This is a genomic window from Jejuibacter sp. L23, assembly GCF_050815825.1.
GTDB lineage: Bacteria > Pseudomonadota > Gammaproteobacteria > Enterobacterales > Enterobacteriaceae > Jejubacter > Jejubacter calystegiae.
This window is the reverse complement of sequence record NZ_CP138199.1, coordinates 352,838-368,057: the sequence shown is the minus strand read 5'-3', so window position 1 is coordinate 368,057 and position 15,220 is coordinate 352,838. Positions and strand designations below refer to the sequence as shown.

General features: G+C 55.6%; 13 protein-coding genes. 4 read left to right on the top strand and 9 right to left on the bottom strand.

The genetic code is table 11. The annotated features are described in order from the left end of the window. Positions 1-240: 240 nt before the first annotated feature. Both SCU88_RS01680 and SCU88_RS01675 read right to left on the bottom strand, forming a co-directional pair. The gene (locus SCU88_RS01680) at positions 241-1,752 is read right to left on the bottom strand and encodes a diguanylate cyclase domain-containing protein (protein ID WP_175341847.1); all 1,512 of its coding nucleotides are present in this window, start codon (positions 1,750-1,752) and stop codon (positions 241-243) included. Positions 1,753-2,208: 456 nt separating this feature from the next. Beyond that, entirely contained in the window at positions 2,209-3,117 is a 909-nt protein-coding gene (locus SCU88_RS01675) for an AraC family transcriptional regulator N-terminal domain-containing protein (RefSeq protein ID WP_175341846.1), read from the bottom strand. Between the two features lie 190 nt (positions 3,118-3,307). On the opposite strand from SCU88_RS01675, the gene SCU88_RS01670 reads away from it, so the two are divergent. Both SCU88_RS01670 and SCU88_RS01665 read left to right on the top strand, forming a co-directional pair. Next, positions 3,308-4,075, top strand: a complete 768-nt coding sequence (locus tag SCU88_RS01670; protein WP_175341845.1) for an SDR family oxidoreductase — start codon at positions 3,308-3,310, stop codon at positions 4,073-4,075. A gap of 295 nt (positions 4,076-4,370) precedes the next feature. Continuing rightward, entirely contained in the window at positions 4,371-4,991 is a 621-nt protein-coding gene (locus tag SCU88_RS01665; protein WP_175341844.1) for a LysE family transporter, read from the top strand. Positions 4,992-5,088: 97 nt separating this feature from the next. On the opposite strand, the gene ssb1 is transcribed toward SCU88_RS01665, so the two are convergent. Next, positions 5,089-5,631, bottom strand: coding sequence for a single-stranded DNA-binding protein SSB1 (ssb1, locus tag SCU88_RS01660; RefSeq protein WP_138095350.1), 543 nt, complete (start codon positions 5,629-5,631; stop codon positions 5,089-5,091). A gap of 202 nt (positions 5,632-5,833) precedes the next feature. Here ssb1 and uvrA point away from each other — a divergent pair, with 202 nt between their 5' ends. After that, positions 5,834-8,665 (top strand): excinuclease ABC subunit UvrA, encoded by a 2,832-nt coding sequence (gene uvrA, locus SCU88_RS01655; protein ID WP_175341843.1) that lies wholly within the window; start codon positions 5,834-5,836, stop codon positions 8,663-8,665. A gap of 46 nt (positions 8,666-8,711) precedes the next feature. Here uvrA and SCU88_RS01650 read toward each other — a convergent pair whose 3' ends face one another. From SCU88_RS01650 to dnaB, 5 genes are all read right to left on the bottom strand, one after another. Next, positions 8,712-9,068, bottom strand: a complete 357-nt coding sequence (locus tag SCU88_RS01650) for an MmcQ/YjbR family DNA-binding protein (RefSeq protein WP_168198870.1) — start codon at positions 9,066-9,068, stop codon at positions 8,712-8,714. 4 nt (positions 9,069-9,072) lie between these two features. Next, the gene (locus SCU88_RS01645) at positions 9,073-9,489 is read right to left on the bottom strand and encodes a secondary thiamine-phosphate synthase enzyme YjbQ (RefSeq protein ID WP_175341842.1); all 417 of its coding nucleotides are present in this window, start codon (positions 9,487-9,489) and stop codon (positions 9,073-9,075) included. Positions 9,490-9,645: 156 nt separating this feature from the next. After that, the gene (locus SCU88_RS01640; protein WP_138095347.1) at positions 9,646-10,839 is read right to left on the bottom strand and encodes an amino acid aminotransferase; all 1,194 of its coding nucleotides are present in this window, start codon (positions 10,837-10,839) and stop codon (positions 9,646-9,648) included. Positions 10,840-11,021: 182 nt separating this feature from the next. Further along, positions 11,022-12,101 (bottom strand): alanine racemase, encoded by a 1,080-nt coding sequence (alr, locus tag SCU88_RS01635; protein ID WP_175341841.1) that lies wholly within the window; start codon positions 12,099-12,101, stop codon positions 11,022-11,024. 152 nt (positions 12,102-12,253) lie between these two features. Beyond that, positions 12,254-13,669: a replicative DNA helicase gene (gene dnaB, locus SCU88_RS01630; RefSeq protein WP_138095345.1), complete on the bottom strand. Its 1,416-nt coding sequence runs from the start codon at positions 13,667-13,669 to the stop codon at positions 12,254-12,256. 82 nt (positions 13,670-13,751) lie between these two features. On the opposite strand from dnaB, the gene SCU88_RS01625 reads away from it, so the two are divergent. After that, positions 13,752-14,735, top strand: coding sequence for a quinone oxidoreductase (locus SCU88_RS01625; protein WP_138095344.1), 984 nt, complete (start codon positions 13,752-13,754; stop codon positions 14,733-14,735). Between the two features lie 164 nt (positions 14,736-14,899). On the opposite strand, the gene pspG is transcribed toward SCU88_RS01625, so the two are convergent. Continuing rightward, a complete protein-coding gene (gene pspG / locus SCU88_RS01620) occupies positions 14,900-15,178 on the bottom strand; it encodes an envelope stress response protein PspG (RefSeq protein ID WP_138095343.1) in 279 nt (92 codons plus the stop codon). Positions 15,179-15,220 lie beyond the last annotated feature (42 nt).

Below are 15,220 nucleotides of genomic sequence, written 5' to 3'. Positions count from 1 at the left end.
GCTTAAACATAGAAAGTCACTATCGGGGGGGGATGCTCGGGGTGTAACAGGCTGATGTCAGGAAGAAAACACCGCACGACCATACCGTTGGAATAAAACGGCGCATAATATTGTGATCCGCGTCTCATTCAAGACAATTCTGACGGAAAACGATCGGCAACGCAGCCTGGAAATGGCTGATTATCGTCATGCAGAGGGAGTGCCGTGCATCGCTGCCTCAGGCGCCACGCACGGTGGTTATTAGATTCTCGCTCGTTTTTTTATCTGATACATCCGGCTATCGGCCCGGGACATCGCCTCGCTCAGCGTCATTCCGGGCGTCAGCTCGCAAACACCGTAACTCACGGAAAACGGCACCTCGGCGCTAAACAGTCCGATATCATGCGCAATACGCCGCATGCAGGCTTCCACCGCTTCAGAGCCCCCCTGGCTGAAGGTGATCAAAAACTCATCGCCCCCCATACGCACCGCGTAGTCCCGATTCGGCTGAATGCGATGGACAATCGACTTTGCCACATGCTTTAACGCCATATCGCCCATCTGGTGGCCCCAGGTATCGTTGATGGTTTTGAAGTCGTTGCAGTCGAGCATCACGATCGTCCGGGCCCGCAATCCGCCACGGGTATCATACTTTTCCAGCCATGCCCGATTATAAAGCCCGGTGAGAGGGTCGATAAGCGAATTGCGACGCTGAACGCGCAGAATGCGATCGTAGATTAGCCCCAGTCCCAGGAAGCAAAGCGACAACAACGCCAGAATCAGCAGATCGCTACGCCCGGTCGACGCCAGATAGTAACGAAGCGGATCGATAGAAACGATCACCTCATAGCGATCGTTAATGGCGGAACGTACTTTCTTACCCCAGTTATCGACGCCCAGCACGCCTAATTCGGTGCGACTCTCTTTATCCAGCAGATAAATATTCAGGAAATTATCCTGCTGATTAATCTCCAGGCTGCGGGCAATCGCCAACAGATCTTCACGCTGGTAGTCAAAGCAAAGCGAGCCCAGCACCTTGTCCTTCATTCCCTGGCTCTGGTCAAACACCACGTGCTGCACGGTAATCACCGGATCACCGGACAGGGAGTCGAGATATACCGGGGAAAGCTCCCCGAAGCGGGCACCAGGATCGTCATGCAGTTTCTGATAGAGATAGCCGCGGGTTTCAATATGGCTGAACAGCCCATAACCCCGCCCCCTGCTGGCCTTAAACACATATTCGCTCAGCGGCACCTTCGTAGTGATATAGATAAAATCGTCCTGTTTAGACAGGAAGTAGCGTCGGCTGATATGACTATAGTGAGAATTACGGCTTTCGATACGCATGGCCAGATCCACGGCTCTGGCCAGCAGCAGCTTGTCTCTCGTCAGGGACTCGTCTGATTGAAGCGTGCCCATAAAAGCATTATTGGTCTGATCCGCAAACAGGTTAATACCGTAAATACGGTGCTGTTTATCATACTCTTGCCCGACATCGCCCAGCTGGTAGCGACTGCTTTTAAGCCGCAGATAGAGCACCGAAACCGCATCTGAAAAGTTTTCGTTATAGTGCAGATCGCTTTCAATCACCCGCGAGAATTCATTCGCCACCGTTTCCGCGACCGAAATCTGACGCCGGTAAGAGATATAGCTAAACAAAATAGCTGCCAGCATAAAAACGATCAGCGTTACGGCGATCGCTACCTGCTTTGACTCAACGAAAAAGCGCCGATTGGGGCTTCGACTAAGCTGTCCGGCATTGATATCTGCCACCAGTTTTTACTCCAGAGGGGAAATAATAACAACGAGATACATACTATTCGGTCAATGCTAACCGCGGTCAAAAAAGAATGTTCAAGAAAATCCTCAATTTAAAACTTCAACTGAGAAGAGGATAACAGCAGGCGACGAGCTTATTTATTTCCGCATTTTTACATGACTGTTAAATAAATGATAAATAATTTAATAGATACAAAATTTTACGTAGAAGAATCTATCATTTATTAAGAAAATAGCAATTTATTTATTGCATTACAGACGAAAATAAACACATATAGCATTGATTTTAAATGACAAAACAAAAACAACCCATTACCCACATATTTTACATGGCTAAATTAGGCTTTATCCGAATGTTATTATTTATCAAGTCTCTTTAAATTATTTGTATATAAAAATAACGATGTTATTCGTGTTCAAAAAGTCCAGCGCATTCGCCAGATAATTCTCTTAATGTGTGGCAACCACGGCTGCCAACTGTACAGAAGGCAGTAATGAAAAGGCGTGCCTCATCACCCGCGCTTCTTCCCCCGGAGGGCGGCCAAATAAACGGCGAAATTCACGGTTAAATTGTGAAGGGCTTTCATATCCGACCCGCTGTCCGGCCGATGCGGCCGTCAGGTTGTCACGAATCATGAGTAAACGCGCCTGCTGCAACCGTACGGATTTAATGTACTGCACCGGTGAAGTGTTGGTTATCGCCCGGAAGTGAGCATGAAATGCCGGGATACTAAGACCGGCCCGTTTTGCCAGCTCACCGACGCTTACCGGTTGATAGTAACAGCGATGAATATGCGCCAAAACCCGGGAGATACGCGCAAAATGGCCCTGACTGGCAAGCGCTGCGCGAATAGCACCGCCCTGCTCGCCAATCAACATCCGGTAATAGAGTTCCCGAATAATCGAAGGCCCCAGAATCCGCCCCTCCAGTGGTGACGCCAGCGCACGTAGCAAACGCAGCGTCACATCGGACAATGCGCTATCCAGCGGTGTTGAAATAATTCCCTGAGGCGGTGATGCGGCACGATATCCTTCTTCATCCAGCATAACGATCAGTTCAGTCAGTACCGTCATATCCAGACCGACGGAAAGCGCCAGAAGGGGTTCCTGCGCAGTGGCATCCGTCTCTGTTGAGAATGGCAGCGGCACGGAAAGCACCAGATAATGCTGGCTGTCATAGCGATACACTTTGTCTGCCAGATAACCACGTTTGGAACCCTGACATACAATCACAATCCCCGGCTCATACAATACCGGCGTGCGACCTATCGGCCCATTGGCACGCATAAAACGAACCGAATCCAACTGCGAGCGCGTGTAACCTTCATGAGGCGCCAGCTTCGCCAGTAAGTCAACCATTTGCTCAGCCTGATGATTGCTTCCCATCGTTCCTCGACCACCGGGTATTAGTGAGCAATCATAGCGCCATAGTTAGCTGATAAAGTAAACAGTACAAATAGGAACAGGCAATCATCCAATAGCCCTGTGTCTTTTGGCTTTTCCAACGACAACGTAGCCTGCCAGGACATCCATACAGAGGTAAAGAGACATGTCCAACGCAACGCACGCTTCACATCCACAACCCTTCGCAGGTCAGGTCGCGATTGTTACCGGTGCAGCCAGCGGAATTGGCAGGGCAACCACAGCACTGCTGCATCAGCGGGGCGCCGACATCGTCGCCATCAGTCTGGAGCAGGAAGTTCGCGATCTGGAATGCCCCGGCATCGTGTCGCTGGTTGCTGACGTGGCCGACGAAGCCAGCGCGACGCAGGCGGTGGAAACCGCAATGCGTCATTTTGGTCGCCTGGATATTCTGGTGAATAACGCGGGAATTATCACAAACAAGGCTGTGGTGGATATGACGCTTGATGAGTGGAACCGAATTCTGGCCGTCAACGCGACGGGCGCCTTTTTGTTTGCGCGTGAATCGCTGCGCCAGATGATGAGTTCAGGTAAAGGCGCTATCATTAACGTTGGCTCCTACGCCTGCTACCAGACATTTCCCTCCATAGCAGCTTATGCCGCATCTAAAGGCGCGCTGGCGCAGTTAACCCGCACTCTGGCGCTGGAAGCAATTCCTTACGGTATCCGCGTAAACGCCGTTGGCTCCGGAGATGTCATCACCAATATCGCCAACAGGATCCACCCTGACGGCCAGGCATTTCTGGCCGGTCACGGCGCAGGCTCCCCCATCGGCCGCGCCGCGCAGCCTGAAGAAATTGCAGAAGCCATTGCCTTTCTGGCATCGGAGCAGGCCAGCTATCTGGTGGGCTCCGTGGTCATGGCCGACGGAGGAATGAGCGTGGCGATTAAATAATGCCGCTGAGAACAATAAGCCCTGTGAAAACAGGGCTTGAGACTGATGACAAACCCCAGGCCGAATTCGTTCGGCCAGAATCACCAGAAAAATAAACAAGGAAAATCAATTTATTGATTTTCGGCAGCTCAACCACAAAGAGGGAAAAACCACGTTTTTTCCCTCTTTGTCATCAATCTGAAGCCCTGTGAAAACGGGGCCTTTAAAAATGACGAGACTAACGATAGACGGGTCGAACACTCCAGTGGTAAAAAGTGAATCTTTACAGTAGCATTCACGCTTTCGGAGACAGAAAATGCCCGTTGCTGATTCACTGATTGCTTTTTCCTTTGCCGCACTCCTGCTGACGCTCACCCCCGGACTCGATACCGCACTGATCTTACGAACCGCCACCGTCGAAGGCGGGAAGAAAGCTTTCCAGGCCGCCATAGGCATCGACACCGGATGCTTTATTTGGGGAGCGCTGGTCGCCTTTGGTTTAGGTGCGTTGCTTGCTGCGTCGGAACTGGCCTACAACCTGCTAAAATGGTGTGGCGCCGCCTGGCTGTGCTGGCTGGGGATACAGCTTATCTTCAAACCCCGTCATAGCTTTAATCCCTGTCAGACAAGCATCCCATCATCCAGTAACTGGTTCCTGCGTGGAATGCTCGGCAATGTGTTAAATCCCAAGATGGGCGTCTTTTATGTCTCGTTTTTGCCGCAGTTTATTCCCACGGGCCACTCACCGGTTGTCTGGACCTTCCTGCTGGTGACCGTCCACGTGCTAATCGGTACGCTCTGGTCCCTCATGCTGATTTTAACCACCCGTTATGCATCGGCGGTCTTTACCCGACCGTCGGTAGTGAAATGGATGGATCGCGCCACAGGCGGCGTTTTTATGGCTTTCGCCGCCCGGCTGGCGTTGAGCAGTCGGTAATGAAGAAAGTGAACATCTGATACCAGAGCCAACGTCTGTATAACAAAAAGCCCCGTAATAACGGGGCCTTATACGATATATCTTCTGAAAAGGTTTATCAGAACGGAATATCGTCGTCGAAGTCCATCGGCGGTTCGTTAGAAGGTGCCGGTGCACTGTTCTGCTGCTGAGGACGAGACTGAGCCTGCTGCTGACCGCCGCCGCTGAACTGGTTGCCGCCCTGAGGCTGCTGAGGCTGACCCCAGCCACCGCCCTGCTGCTGGCCGCCGCCCATGCCGCCACCGCCGCCCTGACGGCCGCCCAGCATCTGCATGGAGCCGCCCACGTTAACCACGACTTCGGTGGTGTAACGATCCTGGCCATCCTGCCCCTGCCATTTGCGGGTACGCAACTGGCCTTCGATATAAACCTGGGAACCTTTACGCAGGTATTCACCCGCCACTTCCGCCAGTTTGCCAAACAGCACTACGGAGTGCCATTCGGTCACTTCTTTCATCTCACCGGTCTGCTTGTCGCGCCAGGATTCGGAAGTCGCCAGCCGCAGGTTAGCCACGGCCCCGCCATTTGGCATATAGCGCACTTCCGGGTCCTGGCCCAGATTACCGACGAGAATCACCTTGTTTACGCCTCTGCTGGCCATGTTCGAGTCTCCTGAGAAGGTTTTCCTGATAGTGTAAACCCGCGATTCTATCACGCCACTGTTAGAGTTTATAGCTGTGCCCGTCGTTCCATTAAAGTTGCCTATGCTTCATTTGTTACAGAGGAACACTGGATATCCATTCAGGATTAATTGTGTCATAATTAGCCGTTTCTGGCAGCGGGTTAGTATCCGGGAAAGCTAAATGGACAAGATAGAAGTCAGGGGTGTCCGCACCCATAATCTCAAGAATATCAATCTGGTAATTCCCCGAGACAAGCTGATCGTCGTGACCGGCCTGTCGGGTTCGGGTAAATCATCGCTGGCGTTTGACACCCTGTATGCGGAAGGTCAGCGCCGCTATGTCGAGTCCCTCTCCGCCTATGCGCGTCAGTTTCTGTCGCTGATGGAAAAGCCGGACGTCGACCATATCGAAGGGCTCTCCCCGGCCATCTCCATTGAGCAGAAGTCGACATCCCATAACCCGCGCTCTACCGTGGGCACCATTACGGAAATCCACGATTACCTGCGACTGCTGTTTGCCCGCGTGGGCGAACCCCGCTGCCCGGATCACGACGTGACGCTGGCGGCTCAAACGGTTAGCCAGATGGTGGACAATGTCCTGAGCCAGCCGGAAGGTAAGCGGCTGATGCTACTGGCACCGATTATCAAAGAACGTAAGGGCGAGCACGTTAAAACCCTGGAGAACCTGGCAAGCCAGGGCTATATCCGCGCCCGTATCGATGGCGAGGTATGCGATCTGTCGGATCCGCCAAAGCTGGAGCTTCAGAAAAAGCACACCATCGAAGTGGTGGTGGATCGCTTTAAGGTACGTGAAGATCTGACGCAGCGTCTGGCGGAATCTTTTGAGACAGCGCTGGAGCTTTCTGGCGGTAGCGCGGTGGTCGCCGATATGGACGTTCCCAAAGCCGAAGAGCTGCTGTTTTCCGCCAACTTCGCCTGTCCCATCTGCGGTTACAGCATGCGCGAACTGGAGCCACGCCTGTTCTCCTTCAACAACCCGGCCGGTGCCTGTCCCACCTGTGACGGTCTGGGCGTTCAGCAATATTTCGATCCCGATCGGGTGGTGCAGAATGGCGAGCTGTCGCTGGCCGGGGGCGCCATTCGCGGCTGGGATCGGCGCAATTTCTACTATTTCCAGATGCTGCGTTCGCTGGCGGAGCATTATAAATTCGACGTTGAGGCCCCCTGGGAAAGCCTGAGCGATAAAGTGCGCAACGTAGTGCTCTATGGCTCCGGTAAGGAGTCTATCGAATTTAAGTATGTGAATGACCGCGGCGATACCTCGGTACGTCGTCATCCCTTCGAAGGGGTGCTGCACAATATGGAACGCCGCTACAAAGAGACCGAATCCAACGCGGTGCGCGAAGAGCTGGCCAAATATATCAGCAACCGCCCCTGCACCAGCTGTAACGGCACCCGTCTGCGGCGCGAAGCGCGCCACGTATTTGTGGAAAACACCACGCTGCCGACCATCTCCGATATGAGCATCGGTCACGCCATGGCGTTCTTCGCCAACCTGAAGCTTGCCGGACAGCGGGCAAAAATCGCCGAAAAAGTGCTGAAAGAGATTGGCGATCGCCTGAAGTTCCTGGTCAACGTGGGGTTGAATTACCTGACGCTTTCCCGCTCCGCAGAGACGCTCTCCGGCGGCGAAGCCCAGCGTATCCGTCTGGCAAGCCAGATTGGCGCCGGTCTGGTAGGGGTCATGTACGTGCTGGACGAGCCTTCCATCGGCCTGCATCAGCGCGATAACGAACGCCTGCTGGGTACCTTGATCCATCTGCGCAATCTTGGTAACACCGTGATTGTGGTGGAACATGATGAAGACGCCATTCGCGCCGCCGACCACATTATCGATATCGGCCCCGGCGCCGGTGTTCACGGCGGTCAGGTGGTGGCGGAAGGTTCGCTGGACGCCATTATGGCGGTGCCGGAATCCCTGACCGGCCAGTATATGAGCGGCAAGCGCCAGATAGCGATACCGAAAAAACGCGTTCCCGCCGATCCGGAAAAAGTGCTGAAGCTGACCGGCGCTCGCGGCAACAACCTGAAGGACGTCACCCTGACCCTGCCAGTTGGACTGTTTACCTGCATCACCGGGGTATCCGGATCGGGGAAATCGACGCTGATTAACGATACGCTGTTCCCCATCGCTCAGCGTCAGTTGAACGGCGCCACCAGCGGCGAACCGGCCCCCTACCGCGATATTCAGGGACTGGAGCACTTCGATAAAGTGATCGATATCGACCAGAGCCCCATCGGCCGTACGCCGCGCTCCAACCCGGCTACCTATACCGGCGTGTTTACACCGGTGCGCGAACTGTTCGCCGGAGTACCGGAGTCCCGTTCACGCGGCTATACGCCAGGCCGTTTCAGCTTTAACGTCCGCGGCGGCCGCTGCGAAGCCTGTCAGGGCGACGGCGTGATCAAAGTTGAGATGCACTTCCTGCCGGATGTTTACGTGGCCTGCGACCAGTGTAAGGGCAAGCGTTACAACCGCGAAACCCTGGAGATTAAGTACAAGGGCAAGAATATCCATGAAGTGCTGGATATGACTATTGAAGAGGCGCGGGAGTTTTTCGACGCCGTGCCCGCCCTGGCGCGCAAGCTCCAGACTCTGATGGATGTTGGTCTCTCTTACATCCGGCTGGGCCAGTCGGCCACCACGCTTTCCGGCGGCGAGGCCCAGCGCGTGAAGCTGGCACGCGAGTTGTCGAAACGCGGTACCGGCCAGACCCTGTATATTCTGGACGAACCGACCACCGGTCTGCACTTCGCCGATATTCAGCAACTGCTGGACGTGCTGCATCAATTACGCGATCAGGGCAATAGCATCGTGGTTATCGAACATAACCTGGATGTGATTAAGACAGCCGACTGGATTGTCGATCTGGGTCCGGAAGGCGGCAGCGGCGGCGGTGAGATTCTGGTCTCCGGCACGCCGGAAACGGTGGCGGAGTGCGAAACTTCTCACACCGCGCGTTTCCTGAAGCCGTTACTGGAACAGAAGTAACGCTGATGGCGCTTTTCCTCGCTGCGGGGAAAGGCGCCGATTCCCTTCATCCCCCCATCAGTTTCCTGCGTTTCTCCTCCGACAGCAGATCCAGCGCCTGCTGGTATGAATCATTCACCAGAGAGTATATCTGCGAAGCCGGAAGCGATCCGTCCAGAAACAGCGTGCTCCATTTATCCTGATTCAGATGCGGAGTGGGAAACAGATCCTGATGCCGCTGACGCAGCAAATCCGCCAGGGGCGTACTGGTCTTCAGCGATACCGCCGGTCGCCCATCCACCTCCTGCACCATGGCAAACAACACATCCCCCACCTTAATCTGGGTTGCCTTCCAGTCACTGTGGACGCTTTGCTGCGCTCCGGTCTTCGCCATGCAGTACTGCAACAACTCCGAACTGGTCATCGTTTTACTCCCCCTGTAGCGTCGCGACGATTTGCCGGGAACCGCCGTGAATCCGGTGCTCCCCCAGCCAGATCCCCTGCCAGCGCCCCAGCTCCACGCGGCCAAGACGAACCGGTAGCGTCAGCGAGGCGCCAAGCAGCGACGATTTAATATGGGCTGGCATATCGTCCGGCCCCTCATAGTCATGCTGATAGCGGGCATTTTCCGGCACTGTCCGCAGGAAGTGCTGCTCCATATCCTGGCGCACGGTAGGATCGCAGTTCTCATTCAGCGTCAGGGAAGCGGAGGTATGCTGGAGCAGCAGATGCAGTAACCCAATCTGAATATCGGCCAACTCGCGCATTTGTCCCAGTAACTCGTCGGTAACCAGGTGAAAACCGCGCGGTTTTGCGCTCAGAATCAGAGTTTGTTGGTACCACATAAACGGCTCCGTATAACGAATGGATCTCTTTAAGTGTGTATCAGACCGGGAAAAGGTAAAACCCGGCGCTGAAAATTTCCGGGCCAGCGCCATGACTGACAGGGAAAGGTGCCAGCACACTGCCGATGTGACAGCACCTTAAAGGTAAGTGAGTATTTACATTACAGCCGCAAAAGCCTGTGCCACACGCGTGACGTTTCGGCTATTAAGGCCCGCTACGCACATACGGCCGCTGGCGATCAGGTAGACACCAAACTCTTCGCGCAGCCGCTCGACCTGCTGCGGGCTGAGGCCGGTATAGCTAAACATGCCGCGCTGGCGCAGCAGATAACCAAAATCACGGCCCGGCAGCGCCTGGTCCAGCACCTCTACCAGCGCCTGACGCATAGCGATAATACGCTTACGCATCGCTTCAACATCCGCCAGCCAGCTCGCCTTCAGTTCGGGATCGTTCAACACCGTGGCAACAAGACGCGCGCCGTGCTCTGGCGGGCTGGAATAGATACGGCGCACCGTCGCTTTCAACTGACCAAAGACCCGGGAGGCAGCATCGCTATCTTCACAGACCACTGACAGCCCTCCCACCCGCTCACCGTAGAGCGAAAAGGTTTTAGAGAAGGAGTTACTGACCAGCGCAGGCAGCCCGGCACCGGCAATAGCGCGAATCGCGTAAGCGTCCTGCTCCATACCGCCGCCAAAGCCCTGATAGGCGATATCAAGGAATGGAATCAGATCGCGCGCCTTCAGCACTTCGACCACGCCGTCCCACTGGGCATCGGTCAGATCGGAGCCGGTGGGGTTATGGCAACAGGGATGCAGCAGCACAATGCTGCGCGCTGGCAGGTTGTTCAGCGCTTCAAGCAACGCTTCATAGCGCACGCCTTTGGTTTCATCATCAAACCATGGGTAAGTGTTTACTTCGAATCCAGCCCCCTCGAATATTGCTACGTGGTTTTCCCAGGTCGGGTCGCTGACCCAAACGCCGGAATCAGGGAAGTAGCGTTTCAGGAAGTCGGCTCCCACCTTCAGAGCGCCCGAGCCCCCCAGGGTCTGGATGGTAGCGATGTTTCCCGCTTTCAGCAGCGGGCTGTCGGCGCCGAACAGCAGCGGCCCGATGGCGCTGCGATAATCGCCCAGCCCTTCCATCGGCAGATAGAGCGAAGCGCCGTGGGGTGTGGCGCTCAGGCGCGCTTCGGCCTCAGCTACGGCAGGAAACTGGGGAACGATCCCCTCTTCGTTATAGTAAAAGCCGATACTGAGGTTAACTTTATCGCTGCGGGGATCTTCCCGAAAACGTTCCACGAGCGAGAGGATGGGATCGCCTGCATAGGCGTCAACATTCTGAAACACGCCGGATTCTCCTGATTGTTATTGGCTGTTGTGAGGCAGCCTCCGCCCGTGGCGACACGGCGAGGCATCAGTAACACAATAAACCGGAAGTGCAGGGAGATCGAGGGGCAGGTTATGGATTCGTTAAAACGCCCGCCAGGGGAAACAGGCGCCGGACAGCATACCGGCAACCTGTCGATGAGTCAGTCGATATATTTCAGCATCAGCCGCGGCGTCAGGCGCGTGATAAGTTCGTAAGCACTAACTTTTGTTATCTCCGCGATACGCTCGACGGGCAGCCCTTCGCCCCATAGCACCACCGAATCTCCAGCACGTGCCCGGGTTTCAGGCCCAAGGTCAACGCAAATCATATCCATCGCCACCCGGCCGACAATGGGCCGCTCTTCGCCATTTACCAGCACCGGCGTGCCGGAGGGGGCACAGCGTGGGTAACCATCGCCATAGCCCATGGCCACCACGCCCAGCCGCGTATCACGCTCGCTGACCCAGCTACCGCCATAGCCCACCGGCTCCCCTGCCTTATGGTCGCGAACCGCGATCAGAGACGACATCAGCGACATCGCAGGCTCGAATCCCAGCTCCGCTCCCCAGGGACGCTCTTCAAGCGGCGATACCCCGTACAGAATAATGCCGGGGCGTACCCAATCGAGGTGTGAATCGGGCCAGAACAGCAGCCCACCGGAAGCGGCAATCGAACGCAGCCCCGGTTTACCGGCGCTGAAGCTATTAAAGATATCGAGCTGACGCGGTGTGGCATCCGATTCCAGCTCATCGGCACGAGCAAAGTGGCTGATGATATTGACCGGCTGACGCACGTTGCGGCAGCGCGACAGCCGCTGCCAGAAGGCTTCCGCCTGCTCCGGACGTACACCGAGTCGATGCATTCCGGTATCAAGCTTCATCCAGACGGTCACCGGCTCGCTCAACTGCGCCTGCTCCAGTGCCACCAGTTGTTCTTCGCTGTGGACCGAGGTCATCAGTTGATGCTGTGCCAGCAGCGGCAGGTCGCTTGGGGAAAAGAAGCCCTCCAGTAGCAGAATGGGCTGGCGAATGCCCCCTTCCCGCAGGCGCAGCGCCTCTTCCAGCCTTGCCACGCCGAAAGCGTCGGCATCGCTCAACGCACGGGCCGTCTCCAGCAGACCATGACCGTAGGCGTTGGCCTTCACCACCGCCACCAGGCGGCTGTCCGGTGCCCGCTCACGCAGGCGTTGCAGATTGTGTCGCAGGGCGCGGCGGTTAATGACCACGGTTGCCGCTTGCATGTTCATTCCTTAATTCTTTTCGATTAGCCATTTGGCGTTATTGGTGCAGCGAGTTTGGGTGCGGCCAGCGCGTAACCACCGGAGCGTACTGAAGTACGTGAGGATGGCGAGCACTGCCCAATCCCAAAATCGCAAATAAAATAGCCAAATAATTATTCGTCGTCGTATTGCGGCCCGGCATAGTTATCAAACCGCGACCACTGACCATTAAAGGTCAGACGCACCGTCCCGATAGGACCGTTACGCTGTTTACCGAGGATGATCTCCGCAATGCCTTTGAGGTCGCTGTTTTCGTGATAGACCTCATCACGGTAGATAAACATGATGAGGTCGGCATCCTGTTCGATAGAGCCAGATTCACGCAGGTCGGAGTTTACCGGGCGCTTATCGGCTCGCTGCTCCAGAGAGCGGTTAAGCTGGGAGAGCGCCACCACCGGCACCTGAAGCTCCTTGGCCAGCGCCTTCAGGGAGCGGGAGATTTCGGCGATCTCCAGGGTACGGTTATCGGAAAGCGACGGCACGCGCATCAGCTGCAGGTAGTCGACCATAATCAGACTGAGCCCGCCGTGCTCGCGGTAGATGCGGCGCGCGCGGGAACGCACTTCGGTCGGCGTCAGGCCTGACGAGTCATCGATATACATGTTTTTCTTTTCGAGCAGAATGCCCATGGTGCCTGAAATACGCGCCCAGTCTTCGTCATCGAGCTGGCCGGTACGAATGCGGGTCTGATCCACCCGGGAAAGTGAAGCCAGCATACGCATCATAATCTGTTCGGCGGGCATCTCCAGCGAGAAGATCAGCACCGGCTGATCCTGCAGCATGGCGGCATTTTCGCACAGGTTCATGGCGAAGGTGGTTTTCCCCATGGAGGGACGCGCCGCCACAATAATCAGATCCGAACGCTGCAGACCGGCAGTCTTTTTATTCAGGTCCTGATAACCGGTATCGATACCCGTGACCCCATCGTGGGGCTGTTGATACAGAGTTTCGATACGGGAGACGGTGGCCTCCAGAATCTTATCGATCCCCTTCGGACCTTCATCTTTATTAGCGCGGTTTTCGGCTATCTGGAAAACCCGCGATTCTGCCAGATCGAGCAGATCTTCGCTGGTACGTCCCTGGGGATCGTAACCAGCATCGGCAATCTCGTTGGCGACGGAGATCATCTCGCGCACCACTGCCCGCTCGCGCACGATATCGGCGTAGGCGCTGATATTGGCCGCACTCGGAGTGTTCTTCGACAGCTCCGCCAGATAAGCAAATCCCCCCACGCTTTCCAGCTGGCCCTGGCGCTCCAGAGATTCGGAAAGGGTAATCAGATCGATGGGCTGCCCCTGCTCCTGCAGGCGGTGCATTTCGGTGAAGATCAGGCGATGCTGACGGGTATAGAAGTCTTCACTCACCACGCGCTCGGCCACATCGTCCCAGCGTTCGTTATCCAGCATCAATCCACCCAACACCGACTGCTCAGCTTCCGACGAATGGGGCGGCACTTTCAGCGCATCGACCTCCCGATCGCGCGGCTCGCGGCTTTCGGAGGGTTTGTTGAAGGGGGTTTTTCCTGCCATAGTGAATTAAATGCTCAGGTATCTGTAGAGAGAGACCGGGAAGTATACCCTTTAATCTTGCCTCGACCCAAAAGGAGATCACATGGCAACGCGAATTGAATTCACTGAACACGGCGGACCGGAGGTACTGAAAGCGGTCGACTTTACCCCCAAAGATCCGACCGATAACGAAGTTCAGGTCGAAAACAAAGCCGTTGGCATCAACTATATCGACACCTACGTGCGTAGCGGGCTCTACCCACCACCAACGTTACCCAGCGGTTTGGGGACCGAAGCCGCAGGCATCGTAAGCAAAGTCGGCTCCGCCGTCAGCCACCTGAAAGAGGGCGATCGGGTGGTTTATGCCCAGTCGGCCCTGGGTGCCTACAGTTCGGTGCATAACGTGGTTGCCGATAAAGTGGCGCGCCTGCCCGATGCCATTAGCTTTGAACAGGCGGCAGCCTCTTTCCTGAAAGGACTGACCGTCTTTTATCTGCTGCGCAAAACCTATGAGGTGAAACCGGATGAACCCTTCCTGTTCCACGCTGCGGCTGGCGGCGTAGGCACTATTGCCTGTCAGTGGGCTAAGGCGCTGGGCGCCCGCCTTATCGGCACCGTCGGCTCGGCGGAAAAGGCGGAAAAAGCGCAACAGGCCGGCGCCTGGCGCACCATTAACTATCGGGAAGAGGATATCGCAGAGCGGGTGCGTGAACTCACCAATGGCAATAAAGTGGCGGTGGTATACGACTCGGTGGGCAAATCGACCTGGGAAGCCTCACTGGACTGCCTGCAGCGGCGTGGACTCATGGTCAGCTTTGGTAACTCTTCCGGGCCGGTCACTGGCGTGAATCTGGGCATTCTGAATCAGAAGGGCTCGCTCTATGTCACCCGCCCTTCCCTGTTCGGCTATGTCACCACTCAGGCCGAGCTGGATGAGGCCAGCAGCGAACTGTTCTCGCTGATCGCCAGCGGCGTGATTAAAGTCGACGTACGGCCACAACAGATTTTTTCTCTGAGCGACGCCGCCCGGGCTCATAAGGTGCTGGAAAGCCGAACCACCCAGGGCTCCAGCCTGTTGATACCCTAGAAAGAATTTGGGCTTCCCGAAGGAAGCCCATTCTTTTTTATCGTTCGCCTGGATGTAGGGTACAAGCGATGAATTCGGGGCACAGAATAACAGATCTCTGAACCAAATCCTGGGACAGCTTCACAAAGCCGACAGAAATCTGCCGGTCTGTGATCGACACCGCATTACCGGGTGTAACGGCGGCGGGTGCGTCGATACGGACGCGGCTGACCAAAGATAATCTCATCGCGATTGTGTGATTTTTTCTCTTTAAAAGCGCGGATAATCCAGACCACCGCCACGGCCAGCAGCAGCCAGGGCAGCACTTTAATCATCAGGGCGAACAGGCCGCCGGCAAACATCAGCAGGGTAGCGACAAACAGCGCGCAGACGATCCCCAGCAGGGAGATTCCCGTCAGCAGCAGCATAAAAAAGAATCCCAGGACAAAAATCAGTTCCAGCATGGTTTGCTCCTTATTACAGACCCCCGAAGTATTACAAGAATC